The organism is Bradyrhizobium sp. URHA0013 (assembly GCF_000518345.1).
GTDB lineage: Bacteria > Pseudomonadota > Alphaproteobacteria > Rhizobiales > Xanthobacteraceae > Bradyrhizobium.
In genome coordinates this window covers 313,265-332,894 of sequence record NZ_JADK01000006.1, presented here as the reverse complement: position 1 = coordinate 332,894, position 19,630 = coordinate 313,265, and the positions used below count along the sequence as shown (strand labels likewise).

The 19,630-nt window shown below is 64.9% G+C and carries 16 protein-coding genes; 4 read left to right on the top strand and 12 right to left on the bottom strand.

Going from position 1 to position 19,630, the window contains the following annotated elements:
• Nucleotides 1-8: 8 nt before the first annotated feature.
• The 9 genes from gspM to N551_RS0109275 form a co-directional block, all read right to left on the bottom strand.
• Complete coding sequence (gene gspM / locus N551_RS0109315; RefSeq protein ID WP_245287746.1) at nt 9-602, bottom strand: type II secretion system protein GspM; 594 nt, start codon at nt 600-602, stop codon at nt 9-11.
• Complete coding sequence (locus N551_RS0109310; RefSeq protein ID WP_027566745.1) at nt 599-1,636, bottom strand: PilN domain-containing protein; 1,038 nt, start codon at nt 1,634-1,636, stop codon at nt 599-601. The genes gspM and N551_RS0109310 overlap by 4 nt, the downstream gene beginning before the upstream one ends.
• Nucleotide 1,637: 1 nt before the next feature.
• The gene (locus N551_RS0109305; RefSeq protein ID WP_027566744.1) at nt 1,638-2,552 is read right to left on the bottom strand and encodes a general secretion pathway protein GspK; all 915 of its coding nucleotides are present in this window, start codon (nt 2,550-2,552) and stop codon (nt 1,638-1,640) included.
• Nucleotides 2,549-3,253, bottom strand: coding sequence for a hypothetical protein (locus tag N551_RS0109300; RefSeq protein WP_027566743.1), 705 nt, complete (start codon nt 3,251-3,253; stop codon nt 2,549-2,551). The genes N551_RS0109305 and N551_RS0109300 overlap by 4 nt, the downstream gene beginning before the upstream one ends.
• Nucleotides 3,254-3,264: 11 nt before the next feature.
• The gene (locus N551_RS0109295; RefSeq protein ID WP_027566742.1) at nt 3,265-3,660 is read right to left on the bottom strand and encodes a type II secretion system protein J; all 396 of its coding nucleotides are present in this window, start codon (nt 3,658-3,660) and stop codon (nt 3,265-3,267) included.
• Nucleotides 3,638-4,132, bottom strand: a complete 495-nt coding sequence (locus tag N551_RS0109290; protein WP_027566741.1) for a prepilin-type N-terminal cleavage/methylation domain-containing protein — start codon at nt 4,130-4,132, stop codon at nt 3,638-3,640. Before N551_RS0109290 ends, N551_RS0109295 begins: the two co-directional genes overlap by 23 nt.
• The gene (gspG, locus tag N551_RS0109285) at nt 4,095-4,550 is read right to left on the bottom strand and encodes a type II secretion system major pseudopilin GspG (RefSeq protein ID WP_051462659.1); all 456 of its coding nucleotides are present in this window, start codon (nt 4,548-4,550) and stop codon (nt 4,095-4,097) included. The genes N551_RS0109290 and gspG overlap by 38 nt, the downstream gene beginning before the upstream one ends.
• Nucleotides 4,551-4,613: 63 nt before the next feature.
• Nucleotides 4,614-5,825 carry a type II secretion system F family protein gene (locus N551_RS0109280; RefSeq protein WP_027566739.1) on the bottom strand — a complete coding sequence of 404 codons (1,212 nt, stop codon included), beginning with the start codon at nt 5,823-5,825 and terminating at the stop codon, nt 4,614-4,616.
• A gap of 5 nt (nt 5,826-5,830) precedes the next feature.
• Nucleotides 5,831-7,531: a GspE/PulE family protein gene (locus N551_RS0109275; RefSeq protein WP_371180055.1), complete on the bottom strand. Its 1,701-nt coding sequence runs from the start codon at nt 7,529-7,531 to the stop codon at nt 5,831-5,833.
• Between the two features lie 139 nt (nt 7,532-7,670).
• Between N551_RS0109275 and gspD the strand changes: the two genes are divergently transcribed.
• Together gspD and N551_RS0109265 are read left to right on the top strand one after the other, a co-directional pair.
• A complete protein-coding gene (gene gspD / locus N551_RS0109270; RefSeq protein WP_035961194.1) occupies nt 7,671-10,046 on the top strand; it encodes a type II secretion system secretin GspD in 2,376 nt (791 codons plus the stop codon).
• Between the two features lie 4 nt (nt 10,047-10,050).
• Nucleotides 10,051-10,647, top strand: a complete 597-nt coding sequence (locus N551_RS0109265; RefSeq protein ID WP_027566736.1) for an A24 family peptidase — start codon at nt 10,051-10,053, stop codon at nt 10,645-10,647.
• Between the two features lie 244 nt (nt 10,648-10,891).
• On the opposite strand, the gene N551_RS0109260 is transcribed toward N551_RS0109265, so the two are convergent.
• The 3 genes from N551_RS0109260 to N551_RS37815 form a co-directional block, all read right to left on the bottom strand.
• Entirely contained in the window at nt 10,892-11,398 is a 507-nt protein-coding gene (locus N551_RS0109260) for a tetratricopeptide repeat protein (protein ID WP_081747810.1), read from the bottom strand.
• Nucleotides 11,399-11,524: 126 nt separating this feature from the next.
• Nucleotides 11,525-14,788: a S8 family serine peptidase gene (locus N551_RS36530; RefSeq protein WP_081747809.1), complete on the bottom strand. Its 3,264-nt coding sequence runs from the start codon at nt 14,786-14,788 to the stop codon at nt 11,525-11,527.
• 209 nt (nt 14,789-14,997) lie between these two features.
• Entirely contained in the window at nt 14,998-17,646 is a 2,649-nt protein-coding gene (locus N551_RS37815) for a M10 family metallopeptidase C-terminal domain-containing protein (protein WP_027566734.1), read from the bottom strand.
• A gap of 199 nt (nt 17,647-17,845) precedes the next feature.
• Between N551_RS37815 and N551_RS0109245 the strand changes: the two genes are divergently transcribed.
• Together N551_RS0109245 and N551_RS0109240 are read left to right on the top strand one after the other, a co-directional pair.
• Complete coding sequence (locus tag N551_RS0109245) at nt 17,846-18,160, top strand: hypothetical protein (RefSeq protein WP_027566733.1); 315 nt, start codon at nt 17,846-17,848, stop codon at nt 18,158-18,160.
• 134 nt (nt 18,161-18,294) lie between these two features.
• On the top strand, nt 18,295-19,488 hold the full coding sequence (locus N551_RS0109240) for a CaiB/BaiF CoA-transferase family protein (RefSeq protein WP_027566732.1): 1,194 nt from the start codon (nt 18,295-18,297) through the stop codon (nt 19,486-19,488).
• Nucleotides 19,489-19,630: the final 142 nt, after the last annotated feature.

Here is a 19,630-nt window from a genome sequence, read left to right as displayed (position 1 = left end):
AGGCCGCCCTACTTCCCCGCCTGCCATTGGCCAGAGACGCCCAAAATCACCCTGACGCGGCCGGTGGCCGCATCACTCAGCGCCGTGGTCTGCGGCACCTGGACGTCGAGCTGGTCGACGAACAGGAACGGCATGCCGGCTTCGAGATCGTACAGAAGCCTCTGGAGCGCGGGCTGCTCCAGCTCGCAGCTGACGACCAGGCCGACGAAGCCGTCCTTGGTCTGCGCGCCCGTGACGTCGACCTGCGAGGACTGGACCGAGCCGCCGACATCGGCGACCGCGGCCGCAACCCGCTGCAACAGATTGGCGCCCGCGACCGTTACGGTCGGCCCCTCCAGAAACGGCGTGCCGGGATGCTCGGCCGAGAGAGCCGCGGCGCTCTTGGCGCCGCTCTTGCGGCCGCGCAACTGGTCGAGCAGGTCGGAGGTCTGCGCCAGCGCCTGGCGGTGGGCGATGACGTCGGCGATCGACAGCCCCGCCATCAGCAACAGCCCCCCGGTAACCGCGAGATAGAGCGTGACCGCAATCAGCGGCGAGCCGACGAGCGCCCGCTCAACCGCATTTCCGTTTGCGACCTTGGCGCCGCTCATGATGTTGTTCATGGCGCGTTCCTCGGCTCGATCTGCGCCTCGATGTGGAAGCGTTCGCCGGGATCGGATGGGCTACGCGTCGTCGGAGCGTAGAAGGTCGCGCGGGTGAAATGCTGGGACTGCTCGATCAAGGGGATCAGCGAGGGCGCATCGCGCGTGATGCCGCCGATCTGAACCTTGTTGCCGGCCAGATGCAGCTCGGTGACATAGGTGTGGTCCGGCAACAGCCGGCTCAGCGCTTCCAGCACGATCACACTCGCTGGCGTCTCGTACTTACGGCGCTCGAGCAGCGCGAGCGGCGAGCGCTCGCCGCTGTCGTTGCCGCGAAGTGCGGCGCGACGCTGGCTGATCTGGCGTTCGAGCTCGCTCTGCCGCGCGCTGAGGCTGTCGGCCAGGTAGCTTGCCGCGACCGATCCGATCACCGCTGCGACCGCCGCGAGAACCAGCACGGCTTGCAGCGTCCGGCCCAGCCGCACGGGGTCGATCGCCCCGCGCGATCTTTGCTCGAACACCTTGATGCGCCTGCCCTCGGGCGTTTCCGTCACGATCGCGATCGCCATCGGGTGGAAGGACGACACCGCCTCGACATAGGTCATCGCCAATTTGCGCGGTGCCGCCGCGATCTCCGTGGAGATGCTCTCGCTGCCATGCGCCACCGGAACGCTGCAACCGAATACGGCCTCGCTCGCGCTCCAGGGCGTCAGCCGGTCGATCTGCGCCCGCACGATGCCGTCCAGGAAATCGGCCGCGCGCGCCGGTAGCTCCAGTGGTCGGAACAGGAAACGGGTCGGCCGCAGCACGATCTCGATGCGGCTACCGCGGACGATCTGCGCAAGATCGGCACCGATGAACTTACCATCCTCGAACGCGATTTCCTTCGGGACGTTCTCCGCCTTCGCCGCATCCAGCGCGAACGCGCCGCTCTCGAGCTCGACCAGCCGCACCACGCGCGGCGACACCATCCGCTCCAGGCCGGCAACGACCGTGCCAGCCACGGTGCCGGTCCATGCATCGACGACGGCGCGAAGGGAATGGAGCGAACTCATCTCACAGAGACTTTCCGGCGGAGCCGTCATAGGCGTTGTGCCACGACAATACACGATACGGCTCATCGCCGTTTTCGAGAAGCAGGATGACAATCTCGGCCGAGCTGCGCCGATGTGAAGGCACCTCGACCGCGACCGTCAACCGGTACGCCCTCGAACCCTCGACCGTCGCGTTGGCGGTGCCGGCGAGACCGACCAGGGATCGCGGGTCAACGTTGGGGTCGGCGCGGTCGCGCAGCACCTGTTGCAGCATTCCGGGCGTCATGCCCGGCAGTGCTGCAACCACCTGCGGCGCGGCGTCGAGCACGTTCACGGTCCGCATGTTGCTGAACACCGTGACGAAGGGCAGCGCGCGTTCCACGACGGCGGCCGGAATGCCGCGCACCAGCCAGAGCTCGTCGCTGTGCGGAAAAGGCGCGTGGCGCGGCAGATAGGACGCGCCGAGCGTGCGATAGTAGGAATCCTCCGGATTGTCCTGGCCGGGCTCCGTCGAGGCTCGCCAGGCCAGGATCCGGTCGGCGTAAACGGGGGCGTCCGCCGCCGCGACGCCGAGCGCCGTCATCAGCCCTGCGAGCATCGGCTTCGGCGCCATGTTGAGATCGATGCGCGCGGCTTCCGACCGGAAGGTGACGCTGACACGTCCGGCGCCGACGCGGGCATCGAAGGTGCCGCTGGTCGGACGCGTGGCCTCGTTCTGCGCCGTCAACCGGTAGGCCGCGAGTTCGAGCCCGGCATTCACCAGCGCATCCGCCTGCAACCGGTCGGCGTTGACGGCGACCGTGACCGCGGTGTTGGTGACATAAGTCAGGTAGATCAGCGCCAGCGCAGCCAGCGCCGCCAGCATCCAGAGCACCGCAACGACGATGAAGCCGCGACCGTCACGAAGTCTCGCACGCTCGTGCCTCGCTCCGCTCACAGCTGCTGCTCCTCTTTCTCAGCCTGTTGCGGCCGCGGGCGTGCCGTCACGCAGGTCGTCGGATTTTTCGCCCGCGCACATTCGGCCGGGGCCGTGATGTGCGGGGTCACCGCGCCTGAGACCGAGAGGACCTGGCCGGTGGCACTGTTGCGCACCGTGATGCGGATGCGATCCGGCAGCCGTGTCTGGCCGCGCCAGGTCGGCAGCCACAGACCATCCGGCCCGGCATAGGTGAAGCTCACGCGGAACGGCGCGCGGATCAGCACGACCTGGTCGACGAAGCGGATCTGGCCGTCGGTCGGCATCGGCTGGAACGGTGCGCGCTCGCGCACCAGCGCGAGCCCCTGTGCGTCGGCCTTCTCGACCAGGCGGATGAATTCGAGCCCCGGGCGCGTGCTCGGGCCGAGCGCCGTGCGCAGGAAGGTCACCGACAATTCGGCGCCGTCGAACAGCGGCGCCCTGGCGTCGCCGTTGACCGTCATCTGCTCGGCAACCGACAGGTCGGCGACGATGCGGTCGAGGCCGGTTGCGAGACGCTCGGCCTGCTGCACGCGGGCGATGCCGCGATTCCAGTTCGGCAGCCATTGCGCCGTCACGGTCGCCAGCGCCGCCAGGATGACGGTCATCAGCAGCGTCGCGAGCAACACTTCGAGCAGGGTGAATCCCGCTTCGTCGGCCAGCGCGCGGCGCAGGCGCTTCATTGCCAGGCTCTTCATTGAGGAGGCCTCGGCACCAGCTTCACGGTGGTGATCTGGATCGCGCTGCCGTCGGCGCGCTGGAGGCGCAGATTGACGGCCAACGGCACGAAGCGGCCGGTGGCGGGATTTCCGCCCGCCACGTTCATTGGCGCGACGTCGACGCGCCAATGGCTGCCCGCCAGTTCGCCGCTCTGCCGGCCGGGTTTCAGCAAGGAGCGTGCGGGCAGGTCCGCAAGCAGGGTCTCAGCGGTGCCTGATAGCGCCAGATGCTGATCGATCGCACGCGTGCCTTTCACCGTCGTGGCAATGACCGAGCCGATCGTCCCGAGCACGACCGCGATGATCGCAAGCGCGACCAGCGCCTCGATCAAGGTGAAGCCGGCGGCGTCAGAGCAGCTTCTGCGGGACAATCTCGACGCCTCCGGTCAACCAGTTGACGCGCACCTCATAGCCCATGCCCGGGCGCGCCAGCGCGATGACCCCGCCGCACGACATCCCCGACGGAAAGAAATCGATCGACCGCCCCGCCGCGCGATCGGCACAGCGAGAGGCCAGCATCGCCTGCACGACCACGTCGCCCGGCAGGCGGATTGTCCGACCGGTGACGCCGGAACGGATCGAGCGCCCTTCCGCGTCAACTTGAGTCGCGATCCGCACTTGCCGGCGCAAAGCCGCGTTGCGGTCCGCTTTCAGCAGTGCCGCGGTCTCTACCGCGTAGCTCTCCAGCCTGGCGCGCGTCGTCGTGCGCGGAACGGCCGGAAGGATGATCGCCGCGAGCAGGCCGAGGATCGCGAGCACGCACAGGATCTCGATCAGCGCGAAGCCGCGCGCATCGCAGACGTCCTTAGCGCGCGCCGCTGACAATGTCGGCCGCCGTTCCACTGCCGCCTTCCTGACCGTCCGATCCGAGCGAGATGATCTCGTAGGGCGTGCCCGCGCCCGGCGAGCGATAGACATAGATGTGCCCCCAGGGATCGCTCGGCACCACGCCGCCGCGCAAATAAGGCCCGTTCCAGCCGGCCTGGCTGGTATTGCGGGCCAGCGCCGCGAGACCTTCATTGGATGTCGGATAGCGCCCGAGATCGAGATAATAAAGATCGAGCGCGCTGGAAAAACTCTCGATCTGGATCTTCGCCGCTTTCGCCTTGGACTCGCCGAGATAATTCAGGACCCGCGGACCGACCAGCGCCATGATCATCCCGATGATGGTGATGACGACCAGCATCTCGACAAGGGTGAAGCCCGCCTCCCCGCAGGCTCCGCGCCGCCGGTCGCGCCTCAGCGATGGATGTTTGGTCACTTCAAGCCTCTCCCGTTATCTAACAAAGTATGGCCTAACAGTATCCGTCCCAACAAATCCGGCCTAACCGACAATCTGGCTCACCGACATCAGCGCCGTCATCACCGACGTGATCAAACCGCCGACCACCACCGAGATCGCAATGATCGCCGCCGGTCCGGCGATGCCGACGGCGCGGTCGAGCGTGCGCTGCAACTTGACCTCGTAGAATTCCGCGACGCGTCCGGACAGCATCGGCAATTGTCCGGTCTCGTCGCCGAGCCGGAGCATGCGCACCGCCATCGCGGGCAGCGCCTGCGTCTCGGCAAGCGCGTCGGAGAGCTTCGAGCCATGCCGGACACGGTCAGCGGCATCGCTCCAGACCGCGGACGGGCCGGTTGTCGCCATCATGTCGATGAGGATGCGCATGGTGATGGTGAGATTGACGCCGCTGCCGAGCAGCAGGCCGAGATTGCGGCAGAACAGCGCGGTGCGATACGCGCTCATCACGTTGCGGATCGCCGGCAGCCGCGTGATCGCATTGGTGAGGCGGCGGCGGAAGCGCTCCTGTCGGAGCACGAGCCAAACCACAGCGATCGCAGCGGCGAGTCCGCCCAGCACCGCATCGGAATTGCCGCGCAGGAAGGTCGAGATGTTGAGGAAAATTCCGACGATAGGATCGACCTTGGCGCCGAAATCCTGCAACACGCTGGCAAACTGCGGCAGCACGAAGGTGAGGAAGAAGAGCAGCACGCAACCCGCCGCGCCCAGCACGAATAGAGGATAGCGGATCGCATCCGACAGCCGACGCCGCAACGCCTCGCTGCGCGCGCGTTCGCCGGCCAGCACCTCCAGAACCTGATCCAGCGAGCCCGAGGCCTCGCCGACCCGCACCAGCGCGATATACATCGGCGGAAACAGCCCCTCGTGGCGCGCCAGCGCCTCGGTAAAGCTCTCGCCCGACACGACGCGCGACCGGATGTCGGCGACGACCGGGCGCAGCCGGCCGAGATCGGGATCGGTCGCGAGCAGCTCCAATCCGTCGTTGATGCGAGCGCCGGCGCGCAGCAACAACGCGAGATCGCGGGTGAGGATGGTGACGTCTTCCGGCTTCGGCCTGTTGAAGAGGCTCAACACACTACCGGTCGCACCGCCCTCTTCCGGCGTGACGTTGTCGACCAGCACCAGGCCAAGGCGCTCGATCCGCTGCGCGACATCGCCGGGCGCGGGGGCGGCGATGGCGCCGGAGACCAGTTCGCCGTTGGCATTGAGCGCGCGGTAACGATAGTTCGGCATGATTTCTAGCGCACCGTCGTGACGCGGAAGACCTCGGGCACGGTCGTCATCCCGGCCCGGCATTTGGCGACCGCGTCCTCCAGCATCGTCGTCATGCCGCCGCGCATCGCGGCGGCATCGATGCTGTGGGAATCGGTCTGCGGGCCGATCAGCGCACGTACCTCGTCGGACATTTCCAGGATCTCGAACACGCCGTTGCGGCCCCGATAGCCGGTACCGCCGCAGCGTTCGCAGCCGCCGGCCTCATGCACGACCTCGCCGCACTTGAAACCGATCACGGCGAAGCGCGGGTCCCTGGCGAGATCGGCCTCAGTCAGCGCGTGCGGCACCTTGCAACGGTCGCAGAGCACGCGCACCAGGCGCTGCGCCACCACGGCGCGCAGCGTGGACTTCAACAAAAATCCCTCGATGCCGAGATCGATCAGGCGCGGTACTGCAGCCGCCGCGGTCTCGGTGTGCAGCGTCGTCAGGACGAGATGTCCGGTCAGCGCCGCGTGGATCGCGATATGCGCAGTCTCGGCGTCGCGGACCTCGCCGACCATGATCACGTCGGGGTCCTGGCGCACGAAGGCGCGCATCGCCGAGGCAAATGTCAGCCCGATCGACGGCTTGACCTGGGACTGGTTGATGCCGGCGATTTCGTACTCGACGGGATCCTCGATGGTCAGAATTTTGCGCGTCGGCTCGTTAAGGATCGACAGCATCGTCGCAAGCGTCGTGGTCTTGCCGCTGCCGGTCGGACCGGTGACCACGATCATGCCGTGGGGCATCGCGAGCAGCCGCGTCATCGCGCTCTCGTCGCGCGGCGCGAGCCCGAGCTTGCTCATCTCCAGCAGGCCGCGATCACGCGGCAACAGGCGGATGACGGCGCTCTCGCCATGCTGCGTCGGCATGGTCGCGACGCGGACGTCGAGCTCGTTGCGCCCGACCCGCACGCGCGCCGCGCCGTCCTGCGGCAGGCGTCGCTCGGCGATATTGAGGCTGGCGAGAATCTTGATGCGTGAGATCAGTGCCTGCGGCGGAATGCCGTGCGGCGATGGCAGCGCGCGCAGCAAACCGTCGACACGCATGCGCACCGCGAGTCCAGCGCGGAACGGCTCGACGTGAATGTCGCTGGCACGCAAGTCCACCGCGCGCTCCAGGAGATCGTTGAGCGCGCGCACCACCGGCGCGCCGCTGGCGAGATCGCGCAGGCTCTCGATGTCGTCGTCTGACTGCTGCGCAACGCTCCTGCCGCCTCGATCGGCATTTGCGTCGTCGGCCTCGGCGCGCTGATCGAGCACCGTCGTGATGTCCTCGTAGGACGCCACGACAACGTCGACCGGTGTTCCGAACACGATTTCGGCGGCGCGAATGGCCGCCGTGTCGGAGGGATCGGCAACAGCCAGCCGAAAAAAATCATTCGACGCGCTGAAGGGGAAGATGGTGGATTCGCGCAAAAAGCGGCGCGAAAACCCGTCGAGGCGCGGCGTGGCCGCGAGCAGCTGCGGGAGGCTCAGCCGCGGAAGGCCGAAATGAGCGGACACTTCGTCGGCGAACTCGGCTGCCGAAAGATCGGTGGCTTCCCACAATTCGCGCAAGGGCCGCGTGATCGCAGGATTGGCTGATTTGTCGGCATGAGATTGGGCGTGGGCATGCGCCCGCGGCGGCAATGAATATTTTTCCAGGAGGTGCTGCCGGAAGCTATCTGCGGAGCGGTCGCGCATCGCATTCACAGCGTTGACCTTGTTACCCGAATGCAACAACTTCGGCGGGTCAAGGCAGGCCCTTTCCCCTTGACTTATTTCTTAGCAAAAACATAATCGTGGCGCAAATTATTGCGCGTCCGAACCAAGGGGGGATCGGATGCCTATTTCACTTAGTATTGGTAGGCGTATTTTGTTTGAAGTGGTCCAGCCGCTTTTGCGCCTACGCTCAGCGTTGACTGGAACGCTCGTTCTGTCGTCGTCCGCCTTCCTGCTCGCGGCCTGCATCGTCACTGCCGACCAGTCTATCGAGGCGGACCCCAGGGATCCGCGTGCGCAGGACATCGCCGACAAGATCCGCTCCCTCGATCTTCAGCCGCGACAACCCGCCGATGCGGGGGCGAGCGGCCTTGCGCAGGCGAAGGCGTCGAGGCCCGCGATCTATCTCGGTGATGGTGCAGCGCCGCAAGGCGGCGCGATTGCCGAGCGCGATGACACCGGCGGCAGCGGCTACGACCTCAATTTCGAGAACGCGCCGGTCGCCACCGTCGCAAAGGTCATCCTTGGTGACGTACTCAACGTCGGCTACACCATCGATCCCCGCGTGCAGGGCACCGTCACGCTCGCCTCGGTGCGCCCGGTCCCCAAGGCAGACGCGATCTACGTGCTGGAGAACGCGTTGCGCATGTCCGGCGTGGCGCTGGTGCGCGACCGCACCGGCTACCGCCTGCTGCCGGCGCCGGAAGCCGGTCCCGGCGGCATCGATCGCTCCGCCAATGCCGCGGCCGGCCAGGGCATCACCGTGGTGCCGCTGCGCTATGTCTCGGCCCAGAACATCTTCAAGCTGCTCGATGCCTTCGGCGTGAAGGCCTCGACCATGCGTCCCGACGGTGCCCGCAACACGCTGATCGTCAGCGGCAGCGGCGCCGAGCGGGCGACCGCGGTCGACACCATCCTCTCCTTCGACGCCGACTGGATGCGCGGACAATCGGTCGGCATCTTCCCGGTCCGCAACTCCACGCCCGAGCCGCTCATCTCCGAGATGGAAAAGATCATGGATTCGGGCGAAGGCGGCCTGAGCCAGAGCGTGGTGAAGTTCCAGCCGATCGGCCGCCTCAACTCGATCCTGGTCGTCAGCCAGAAGCCGGAATATCTCAAGCGCGCGCAGACGTGGATCGCGCGGCTCGACCGCTCGGACACGGATGGCCTGAACCTGAAATCCTATCCCCTGCGCTATGGCAATTCCAAAGCGGTGGTGGCGCTGTTGAACGAGATCCTGTTCAGCCAGGGCGCAAGCGGCAGCTCCTCGCTCGACAATTCCGCGAGCCAGATTTCGCCTGGCTCGGGCACCGCGACGTCCTCGTCCGGGACCAGTCCGATCGCCTCGCTCAGCGCGCTTCCGACCGCGGCCGCAGGCGCTGCGACCCCGGTCACCGGTGCTCCCGGCTCGTCGCTGAGCGTGCGTCCCGCTCCCGCGGCGGCCGGTATGCCCGGCCAGGACAACGGCTCCGGCGCGCTGCTCGGCGCGGGCGCGAAAGCCTCCAACAACGCGGTCCTCCAGAACGTACGGATCACCGCCGACGTCACCAACAACGCGGTGCTGGTCTATGCCAACGCGGACTCGCAACGCGTCGTCGAGCAGACGATCCGGCAGATCGACCGGCCGCAACGCCAGATCGCGATCGAAGCGACGATTGCCGAGGTGACGCTGAACGATGCGTTGAACTACGGCGTCCAGTTCTTCATCGCCAGCAAGCAGGGTTCGGTTTCCAACACCATCTCCGGTGTCAGCAATTCGAGCGCGATCGGCAGCGTCGAGGGAACGAGCACCGCCGTCAACGCCGCGGCCGGCGCGCTGCTCGGACGCGTGCTGCCGGGCTTCAACTTCCTGATCGGCTCGGAGAACTCGCCGCGCGTCATTCTCGACGCGCTGCACGGCGTCACCAACGTCAAGGTGTTGTCGAACCCGTCACTGGTCGTGCTGGACAACCAGGCAGCGACCCTCCAGGTCGGCGACCAGGTTCCGTTCTCGACCGGCACCGCGACGGTGCTGACCGCCAACAACACCGTCGTCAACACCATCGACTACAAGAACACCGGCATCATCCTGCGGGTGCTGCCGCGCGCCAACGCCAACGGCAACGTCGTGCTCGACATCGAACAGGAGATCTCGAGCGTCGCCGCCGGCAGCTCCGGCTCGCTGACGCCGACGATCTCGCAGCGCAAGGTCAAGAGTTCGATCGCGGTCACGAGCGGCCAGACCGTGCTGCTCGCCGGCCTGATCAGCGAGACCGAGAACAGGCAGCGCCAAGGCATTCCGATCCTCGATTCCATTCCCGGCGTCGGCGATGCCTTCTCGCACCAGGGCAGCACGCGCGCCCGCACTGAACTGATCCTGTTCATTCGCCCGACCGTCATCAAGGACGGCGTCGATGCACATGTCATCGCCGAGGAGATGCGCAGCAAGATGAACAGCCGCCTGGTCGGCACCAGCAATCCCGTGGTCACCGTGAGCCCGCCCAAGGCGGCGCGCTGACGGCGTGACGGATCGGGGCGCGAATGACGGGCCGGGCCCTGCGCTCGCGCTCAGCCTCGCGCTGCTGCTGGGCGTGTTCGCAAGCCTGATCACCGCACAGGGCGCGGAAGGCCTGTACGGTGCGTCTCTCGCCGTCTTGATGGTCGCGATCGCTGCGAACGATGCCCGCCATTACCTCATTCCGAACGAGCTGACGGGCGCCGCGTTCGCGCTCGCCTTGCTCCGCGCCGGCGCCTTGACGCCGGAGACGGCGGCCGAGGCGCTGCTCTGGGCGGTCGTCCGCGCCGGTTCGGTCGCACTGCCGCTCCTGCTGCTGATGCTGCTCTACCGGCGCTGGCGCGGCCGTGACGGGCTCGGACTTGGCGACGTCAAGCTCGCCGCGGTCTGCGGGGCCTGGCTCGATCTTGCGACGGTGGCCGCGGTGATCGAGCTTGCGGCGCTGCTCGCGATCGGCGCCTATGTCGCCGGTGCCGCGCTGCGACGAGAGCGGCTCCGCGCCACGGCATTCCTGCCGTTCGGACTGTTCCTGGCGCCGGCGATCTGGATCGGCTGGCTGGGCGAGAGCTGGTACGCGAAGTGGCTCGGCGGCTGGCCGGGCTAGGATGATCCGGTCCATGGTCAATCCGGCAGCGCTCTCACCAAAAAAACGTGAAAACAACCCCATGCACAGTAGGCGGGCCCAGCGTTATCAATGACTTCACGACGGGCGGAAATGGCTTCGGATTTTACAAAGCTCTTTGACACGTCGGGCAAAACACTGGCATGATGTCACCATGGCGATAGCGGCTTCCCGCCGGAGCTAAGCGCCGTCGATCACGCACCATTTTCCGCGAAGGTGCCGCGGATCAGTGCTCGCGGCTCGGCGCCCATTCGAGCGCCCGCAGGCGGGCCTGGGCGATCTCACCGCGCGTCATCTTCGAAGTCACGGCATCGCGGATCCTGGCCCGCGCCTCGCGCGCTGGCGGGGGTGCCGCAGCCGTCGACAGATTGAGCCATTTGGAGGCCTCGACGATGTCCTGCGGCACGCCGTGGCCGCGATCGTACAGCAGGCCCAGCGAATATTGGGCACGGCTGTCGCCCTGCTCCGCCGCCCGCCGGTACCACATGGCGGCTTCCGTGTAGTTCTGCGGCACGCCGCGGCCGGTCTCGAACAGGAAGCCGAGATAGCTCTGCGCCGGCGCGTTGCCACGCTCGGCGAGCGGAATGAATATTCGCGAGGCCCTCACATAGTCCTGGCGCTGGAACGCCGAGACGCCTTGGCGCAACGACTGGGCGTGGGCTGGGGCAGCAAGCACAGGCGCGAGCGCGAGCATCGGCAGCGCCCAGAGTCCTCGTCGAGTCAAACCGCCCATCCGTCCCCGCAAAATCGCCGGGCGAAGCCCCCGATCGAGGTCTTCCTCTCGCCCGCTTGCTACCGGGTCGCCAGACTAGTGCAGGGAAACCGGAGAATCCAGAGCTGCAGTGCGAACGCGTATCGATCAGGTCAGGTGATAATCGCCCATATGGTGCTGTGCGGCGTCGGATACATTGTCGAATACGAAATGAGCATCCGTCGTGTCCGCCAATTGCTGAATCCCCGTCGCCAACGGTGGGACGAATTGCGTGAGTTGGCCATGATCGGCCCAGTGCGCTCCGCTGGGCACTGGCCCATTGCTCGTCTGGGATAGCACGAAGTTGTCGTGGGCATTCGTCGTTGTCTGCGCCGGCGGTGATGAAGCAGTTTGCGCTTGCGCTGCGGCCGGGCTGCTCGCGGCAGCCACCGTGACCTGCACCACGTTGTAGGCGTTGTTGGTCTCGCTGGTCTCGGCGAGGTGATTGTTATAGTCGGCAAGGCCCCCGATGTAGTACGTCCCCGGCGCCAGATTGCCGGGCAGCGTCACCGTGACAGTCTGATGATCGTAGTAACCGGGCTGGCTCACCGTTGCCAGCGTCGACGACGTCGAAATCGTCGTGAGCAGCGTGTCCGACGTCGTGATGGTCGCATCAGTCGAGATATAAATGCCGGCGGTCGTCGGAGACGCCGCCACCGCGTTGCCAAGGTTCATGTTGTAAGCGTCGACCGTCAAACTGTCGCCGGCCAAAACGGTCGTCTTGTTCACTGCGACGTATTCGGACAGATCAGGCTGCGCCGGCGCAGTCACCGTGACCTGAACGACGTTGTAGCTGTTGTTGGTCTCGTTGCTCTCGCTGAGGTGATTGTTGTAGTCGGAGAGTCCACCGACGTAATAGGTGCCTGGCGCCAGATTGCCGGGCAGCGTTACTGTAACCGTCTGATGATCGTAGTAACCAGGCTGGCTTACCGTCGCCAGCATGGTCGATGTCGAAATCGTCGTGAGCAGCGTATCCGACGTCGTAATCGTCGCGTCGGTTGAGAGATAAATTCCGGCGGTCGTCGGGGTCGCGTCCACGCCGTTGCCGAGGTTCATGTTGTAGGCATCAACTGTCAGGCCGCCGCCGGCGGCAACCGTCGTCTTGTTCAGAGCCACATATTCGGACAGATCGGGCGGCAGCGGTGCCGTCACCGTGATCTGTACCTCGTTGTAGGTGTTGTTGGTCTCGTCGCTCTCCGTGAGGTGGTTGCTGGAGTCGGCAATGCCACCGACGTAGTAGGCGCCCGGCGCCAGATTGCCCGGCAGCGTCACCGTAACCGTCTGGTGGTCGTAGTAGCCGGGCAAACTGACGGTCGCCAGCGTCGATGACGTCGTCAATGTGGTAAGCAGCGTGTCCGACGTGGTGATCGTCGCGTCGGTTGAGAGATAGATTCCGGCAGTCGTCGGGGTCGCGTCCACTCCTTTGCCGAGATTCATGTCGTAGGCATCGACCGTCAAACTGCTCCCGACGGCAGCGGTGGTCTTGTTCACGGCGACGTATTCAGCGAGATCCGGCAAAAGCAGTGCGACGGCCGCAGCGACGGCCGCATCGACGTTCACCAGCCCCGCACCACTGACAGCCGGATTGGACATCGGTGTCGCCGTTTCCTTCATGATCTGCTCGACTTGGGCAGGTGAGAGGTACGGGTTGGCCCCCAGGATCACGGCGGCCACGCCGGCCAGGCTCGCCGACGCGGCGGAGGTGCCGTAAAAATCGCTAAGTCCGCCCGCAACCGTCGTGGCGATATTGTCTACGCTCGAGACGTCAACTGGACTTATGAACTGGGGCGAAGGCAGCGCCGTCCCGTTGCTGTCATAAAGTAGTTGCGAGCCGGCACCTGACGATGAAAAGTTTTCGCTGACCGGCGTACTGAAGCCAAACGCCGGCGTGGTGGCGGTGCTGACGGCGCCCACCGTGATCGCGCCGGGAGTCAAGGCGTGTCCCATGACGGTACCGGAGTTCGCGCCGCTGATAGTCTCGGGCAGGCCGTTGCCGAACAGGATTTCCTTGATCAGGCCGGGATCCGGTCCGAAATTGTTGGAGATCACAATCTGGTAGGTGCCCGAGGCGGTAAACTCGAATGCGGTAAACGGATTGTTCGGCTCGCCGACGGAAGCATTGGTCGCTTGTCCAATCAGGCTTCCATTTTGGAAGACAAACATGTCGATATCGGGCGCCTGCCCGGAATTGAAATTTGCCTGCCCGTAAGCCTTGTTCCATTCAAGCAGCAGCGGAACCGGCTCGCTTGAGCTCGCGGTGATCGTGAGGGTCTGGGAAATGCTGCCGCCGAAGAGTTGGGCATCGGTAAAAAACAAGCCGTCGAAATATCCCGACCCAGGCGTCCAGGCCGCCTGATAGGCTGTGCTTGCATTGTTGCCGGCGGACGTAATGTAGGTGACGCCTTGCGCCTCGACGGTTTGAATTGCCTGCGCAATCACGCCTCCACCGAAGAACGGCTCGTCGAGATAGGTCACGTCATCGCAGATCACCTTGCAGCCGGCGGCCGCAAGCGCCAGGATTCCATTGGCGAACGCCTGCTCGCCCAGGTCGGCGGTGTAGAATGCGAGGTTGGCGTTAGGAGCGATATCGTGCACGATCTGCAACATCGCGCGGCCTTCGTCGCTGCCGCCTGACGAAATATCCTGGAGCACCTGAACGGTGGGCAATACTCCGCTTGCCTTGTCGTTGGCATAGCCTCCGAGATTGTTGAAACTATCGGAGAGCACGCCAACCTTGATTCCAGCACCGTTGGCGTTCGATGCACTCTCGTTCAGGGCCTGTTGCACCTGAGCGGCGGTGGCGCCGTGGGATCCTATGCCGGCATTCGTGACGACGTCTGACGATGTCGCCTGAGGGCCTGCCATGGTCGCTGCCGAAGGAGCGCCGTACACGGCCGCCCGCGGGCTGGTGAAGAACGCCTGATCATCTGTGTACGCTGCGGCCACGACGCCACCGTCGTGGCCGCCCCCAACCAGGTCTGGCAGAGGGGCAACAACGCGATCGATAGCCGAATGCATCGCGACGGGCAAAACTGACGTCCCTGTCGTAGTGACCGCCGGCACCGAGCTTTCGCCGTCAAAGGCGACCAGGGCTGCTTCGGGCGCGTGCCAAGAGAATCCTTCGTCAGTGACCTCCTCGTGGATCAGGCCAGCGACGTCGTCATTGGCGCCATCCCGCGCAACGGGGGACTCGACGGCGGGAGTCAGAGTCGCGCCGACCTGCGAAGCGACCGAAGGCGCGTGAGCAACGCCCGTTACGCTATCCCAGACCCACGGAAAGGAAACTGCATCCGCTGCGGCGTTGAAGAAATCGGCCGACCAGTCCCGCAGATCAGAGATGAACGGCGTTTCATCACTTATTCCCTTCCTCATGGTCAAAGTCCGAAATTTCCTAGAGAGAGAGCCGGCAGGCGGGCTGCAACCATTGCGATTGTAACCACCAAGATTGCACGTTTTCAACGGGCCCGGATAGCCCCAGGCCTCGATATGCAATGGCAAATGGCAAGGGCTGCTTCCGGATCGGCCTGCAGCGTCGGCATCTGGGAGGCGCTCCCAGCCTCAGCGGCCGGAGCACATCTTGATCAGACCAGATGATAGTCGCTGAGATGGTGCTGAGGGAGGTCGGCTAAATTGTCGAGCGCCGAGTGCGTGGGCACCGGCTCGGTCGCGGCGGCCAAGCTCTGGGCCGTAAACGCCGAAGCCCACTCTGCGGCTTGGGCATAATCCGCCCCGACCGTACCACCAGGTGACGGCGCGTTGGCCGCGGGAAGCAACGCAAAGTTATCGTGGACGGATGCTTGCGCTGCGGCCGGGCTGCTCGCGGCAGCCACCGTGACCTGCACCGCATTGTAGGCGTTGTTGGTCTCGCTGCTCTCGGCGAGGTGATTGTTATAGTCGGCAAGGCCGCCGATGTAGTACGTGCCCGGCGCCAGATTGCCCGGCAGCGTCACCGTGACCGTCTGGTGATCGAAGTAGCCGGGCTGGCTCACCGTTGCCAGCGTCGTTGACGTCGAAATCGTCGTGAGCAGCGTGTCCGACGTCGTGATGGTCGCATCAGTCGAGATATAAATGCCGGCCGTAGTCGGAGACGCCGCCACCCCGTTGCCGAGGTTCATGTTGTAAGCGTCGACCGTCAAACTGTCGCCCGCCAAAGCGGTCGTCTTGTTCACTGCAACATATTCGGACAGATCAGGCTGCGTCGGCGCAGTCACCGTGACCTGAACGACGTTGTAGGTGTTGTTGGTCTCGTTGCTCTCGCTGAGTAGATTGTTGTAGTCGGAAAGTCCCCCGATGTAATAGGTGCCGGGCGCAAGATTGCCGGGCAGCGTCACGGCGACCGTCTGATGATCGTAATAGCCGGGCAGACTGACGGTCGCCAGCGTCGTCGACGTCGCGACCGTCGTGAGCAGCGTATCCGATGTGGTGATCGTCGCGTCGGCGGAAATATAGATTCCAGCGGTCGTGGGCCCGGCCACGGCGTTGCCGAGGTTCATGTTGTAGGCATCGACTGTCACGCCGCTGCCGGCGGCAACCGTCGTCTTGTCCACGGCTACATATTCGGACAGGTCAGGATGACCTGCCGCCGTCACCGTGATCTGTGCCACATTATAGGTGTTATTGGTCTCGTCGCGCTCGCCAAGCTGGTTGTTGTAGTCGGCGATACCACCGATGTAGTAGGTGCCAGGCGCCAAATTGCCGGGAAGCGCGACCAGGATCGTCTGATGGTCGTAGTAGCCGGGTTGGTTCACCGTCGCGAGGGTCATTGAGGTCGACACGGTCGCGAGCAGGGTATCCGACGTGGTGATCGTCGCGTCGGTGGAGAGATAGATCCGCGCGGTGGACGGCCCCGCCACGTCATCGCCCAGATTCATGTTGTAGGCGTCAACCGTCAGGTTACCTCCGGCCGGAACCGAACTCTGGTTGACGGCGATGTACTCGGACAGATCGGGCCGAGGAGGCCCCATCAGGACGGAGCTTGCCGTCACACCATCGGCGAACTGGAAAGACTCGACACCGCTCACGGTGTCAGTTCCGTCGGGAGAACCGGATCGCTGATCAACCACAGTAAAGCTTTGCGTGATCGTGCTGTAGGTTATCGCGTAGTTCGCCTTGTTGCCCGAATACACCGAGGTATCGGTGCCCGAGCCGCCGGTGATGGTGTCGTTGCCGCCGCCGCCGGTCAGCGTATCGTTGCCGGAACCGCCGTTCAGTGCGTTGGCGATGGCATTGCCGACGATCGTGTCGTTGCCGGAGCCGCCGATGGCGTTGTCGATGTAGGAACGCGCGTCGTTGTTGTAGAGATAGGAATTGTAGACGTTACCCGACGCGTAGTGGCCGTTTCCGAGATTGGCGAGTTGAACCGACGAGAACACGGACGACGCACCTGGATTGAGATTGATGCTCAGGTTCGTCGTGTAGTTCGAAAGGTCATAGGTATCGACGCCGCCACCATCCCAGATCGTCTCGTAGATGCGATTGGCCGAGCCACCGGCACCGCCATTGTCGGCCGGCTGGCCAGCGCCGTTGATGAACTCCTGCCCAGTGGTGGAGCTCCATGAATAGACGGTGGTCCCGCTCTGGGTGGAGTAGTCCGCGCCGTACATCGTCTGCAGCGCGAGGATATCGTTGGCCATATAGGTCTGCGAATATCCATAGGCCTCGTTGGTGTAGCCGCTCGTGGTCGAAGCACCGACATAGCTGCGATAGCTCATGACGGTGTATTCGCTGTCGTCGTGCGCGCTCGGCACCGCGACATTGGCGGGGCCGCCTGCCTCCTGACTGTGCTTCAAGCCAAGGGCGTGCCCGAGTTCGTGCAACGCAGTCGCAAAATAATAATTGCCGAGCGCAGCCAGCGAATAGTTGTAGGCAGTTCCGAACCAGATGTCGCCGCCGGACGCGTAGTTGCCGGGGTAATAGGCATAGGAGGTCGGACTGGCGGCCGGCGACTGCGCGACCATGATGTCGGCGCCGTTCGTCCCGGCGTACTGGATGTTGGCGTTGGTGTAGCCGAGGATCAGTCCGATCGCGTAATTGATCGCCGCCTGCATCTGACTCGGCGCCGAGGCAAAACCCGAGGTCGTCGGCTCACTGCTGCCGCCGCTGTAGGGACTGGCGTAGTCGCTTGCAGCGTCCGGAAAGCTGTAGGTAATCGTGCCGGTCCATTTGTAGCCCGACAGCAGGCCGTCGATCTCGGCGTTGTTGGTGGCACTGACGTTGACGGCGGTAGCCAAGGGAATCTCCGAAGCAGCAAACCCCGTTCGATTCGGGGCGCGACAGGTGATTCTAGCTTGAGAGTTGAACGTTTGGTTTAATTTTGGCGAACCGGTCCAGACTCCTTCCGTAAGGCCGTGTTAGCCATCAAATCCCGTATTCATACGGGCCAGGGCAAGGACGTCGGTTCCGGCTAGCTGCCGTGTTGCGAGTGAAATCATGAAACCACGTTCTCTCTCGGCCGGTCTGTTCGGCGCCCTGGTGGCGCTCGCAGGGTCGGGCCAACAGCCCTTCGGAGGACTGCCTGACATGGTCGGAAAAGCCAACGCGGATGAGAGCGGCAAACAAGGCGGCACAGCGGGGCGCGCGCCCTCCGTTCCAATGGCCCGCGACCCCTCGGCTGCGGTCGCGGAGGAGTACGAATCCGCCCGTCGCACGGGAACGCGGGCGGCGTTCGAGCTGTTCATTGCGCGCCACGGCGATGACCCGCTGGCCGCGCAGGCGCGCACTGAGCTGAAGCGGCTGGCGCGCTGATCCTTCGCGGGCGCCCCTCAGGCATTGCATTTCGACAGGTGGCATCCGCGCGGCCCTGACCTGCCGCGTGACGTCTTGCTGCATGGTCTTTCGGCACTATGGTAGGGCCGCAATCTGTCCCGGAGCCCATCAAGATGCCCTTTCCGCATGCCTCGGAAGCCCTGTCACGCTTCACCGTGCTCGATCTGACCCGCGTCCGGTCCGGGCCCACCTGCGTGCGGCAGCTCGCGGATTGGGGCGCGAACGTGATCAAGATCGACGCGCTCACCGAGGATGCCGGCGGCGAACAGCCGGGCGGGCCGCGGCGGGGCTCCGACTTCCAGAACTTGCATCGCAACAAGCGGGCGATGACGCTGAACCTGAAGGACGAGCGCGGGCTCGCCGTGTTCAAGCGCCTCGCTGCCAAGGCCGACGTTGTGGTGGAGAATTTCCGGCCCGACGTGAAGAAGAAGCTCGGCATCGACTATGAAGGTCTCGCCAGGATCAACCCCCGCCTCGTCTACGGCAGCATCTCCGGCTTCGGCCAGGACGGGCCCTACCACAAGCGGCCGGGCTTCGATCAGATCGCGCAAGGCATGGGCGGACTGATGTCGATCACCGGCGCGCCGGGCGAAGGCCCGATGCGGGTCGGCATTCCGGTCGCCGACCTCACCGCCGGTCTGTTCTGTGCCATGGGCATCCTCACCGCACTGCTGGAGCGCGAGGTTTCGGGCAAGGGCCAGTGGGTGCAGACCTCGCTGCTGCAGGCCCAGATCTTCATGCTCGACTTCCAGGCCGCACGCTGGCTGATGGAAAAGGAAGTGGCCAAGCAGGCCGGCAACAACCACCCGACCAGCATTCCGACCGGCGTGTTCAAGACCTCGGACGGCTACATCAACATCGCCACCACGGGCGGCCGGATCTGGGAGCGCTGCGCGCAGGCGATCGGCGCGCCGGAACTCTACAGCCATCCCGACTATCTGACCGCGCCCGCCCGCTCCAAGAACCGCGACGCGCTCAATGCCGAGATCGAGAAGCGTACCTTGACGAAGTCCACCGAGACGTGGGTCCGTGAACTCAACGAGGCCGGCGTGCCCTGCGGGCCGATCTACGCTATCGACCAGATGTTCGAAGACGAGCAGGTCAGGCATCTCGGCATCGCGCAGGAGGTGCCGAATGAAGAGGGTCGCGAGATCCGCCTGGTCGGCCAGCCGGTGACGCTGTCGCGCACGCCGAGCAGGATGGTGGCGCGGCCGCCGGAATTCGGCGAGCAGACCGACGAAGTGCTGACGGAGTTCGGCTTCGGCACGGACGAGATTGCCAAGCTCAGGGACGCCAAAGTGGTGTGAGTGCTCATTAGACGTTGAGAGGTTGGCGAACGAATAAGCCCGGCGCTCGCCGGGCTTATTGACTCGCGGAGCAATGAGCAGGCAACGCGAGGTCGAATAACCATGCCCGAAACGACAAAGCCCGGCTTGAGCCGGGCTTCGC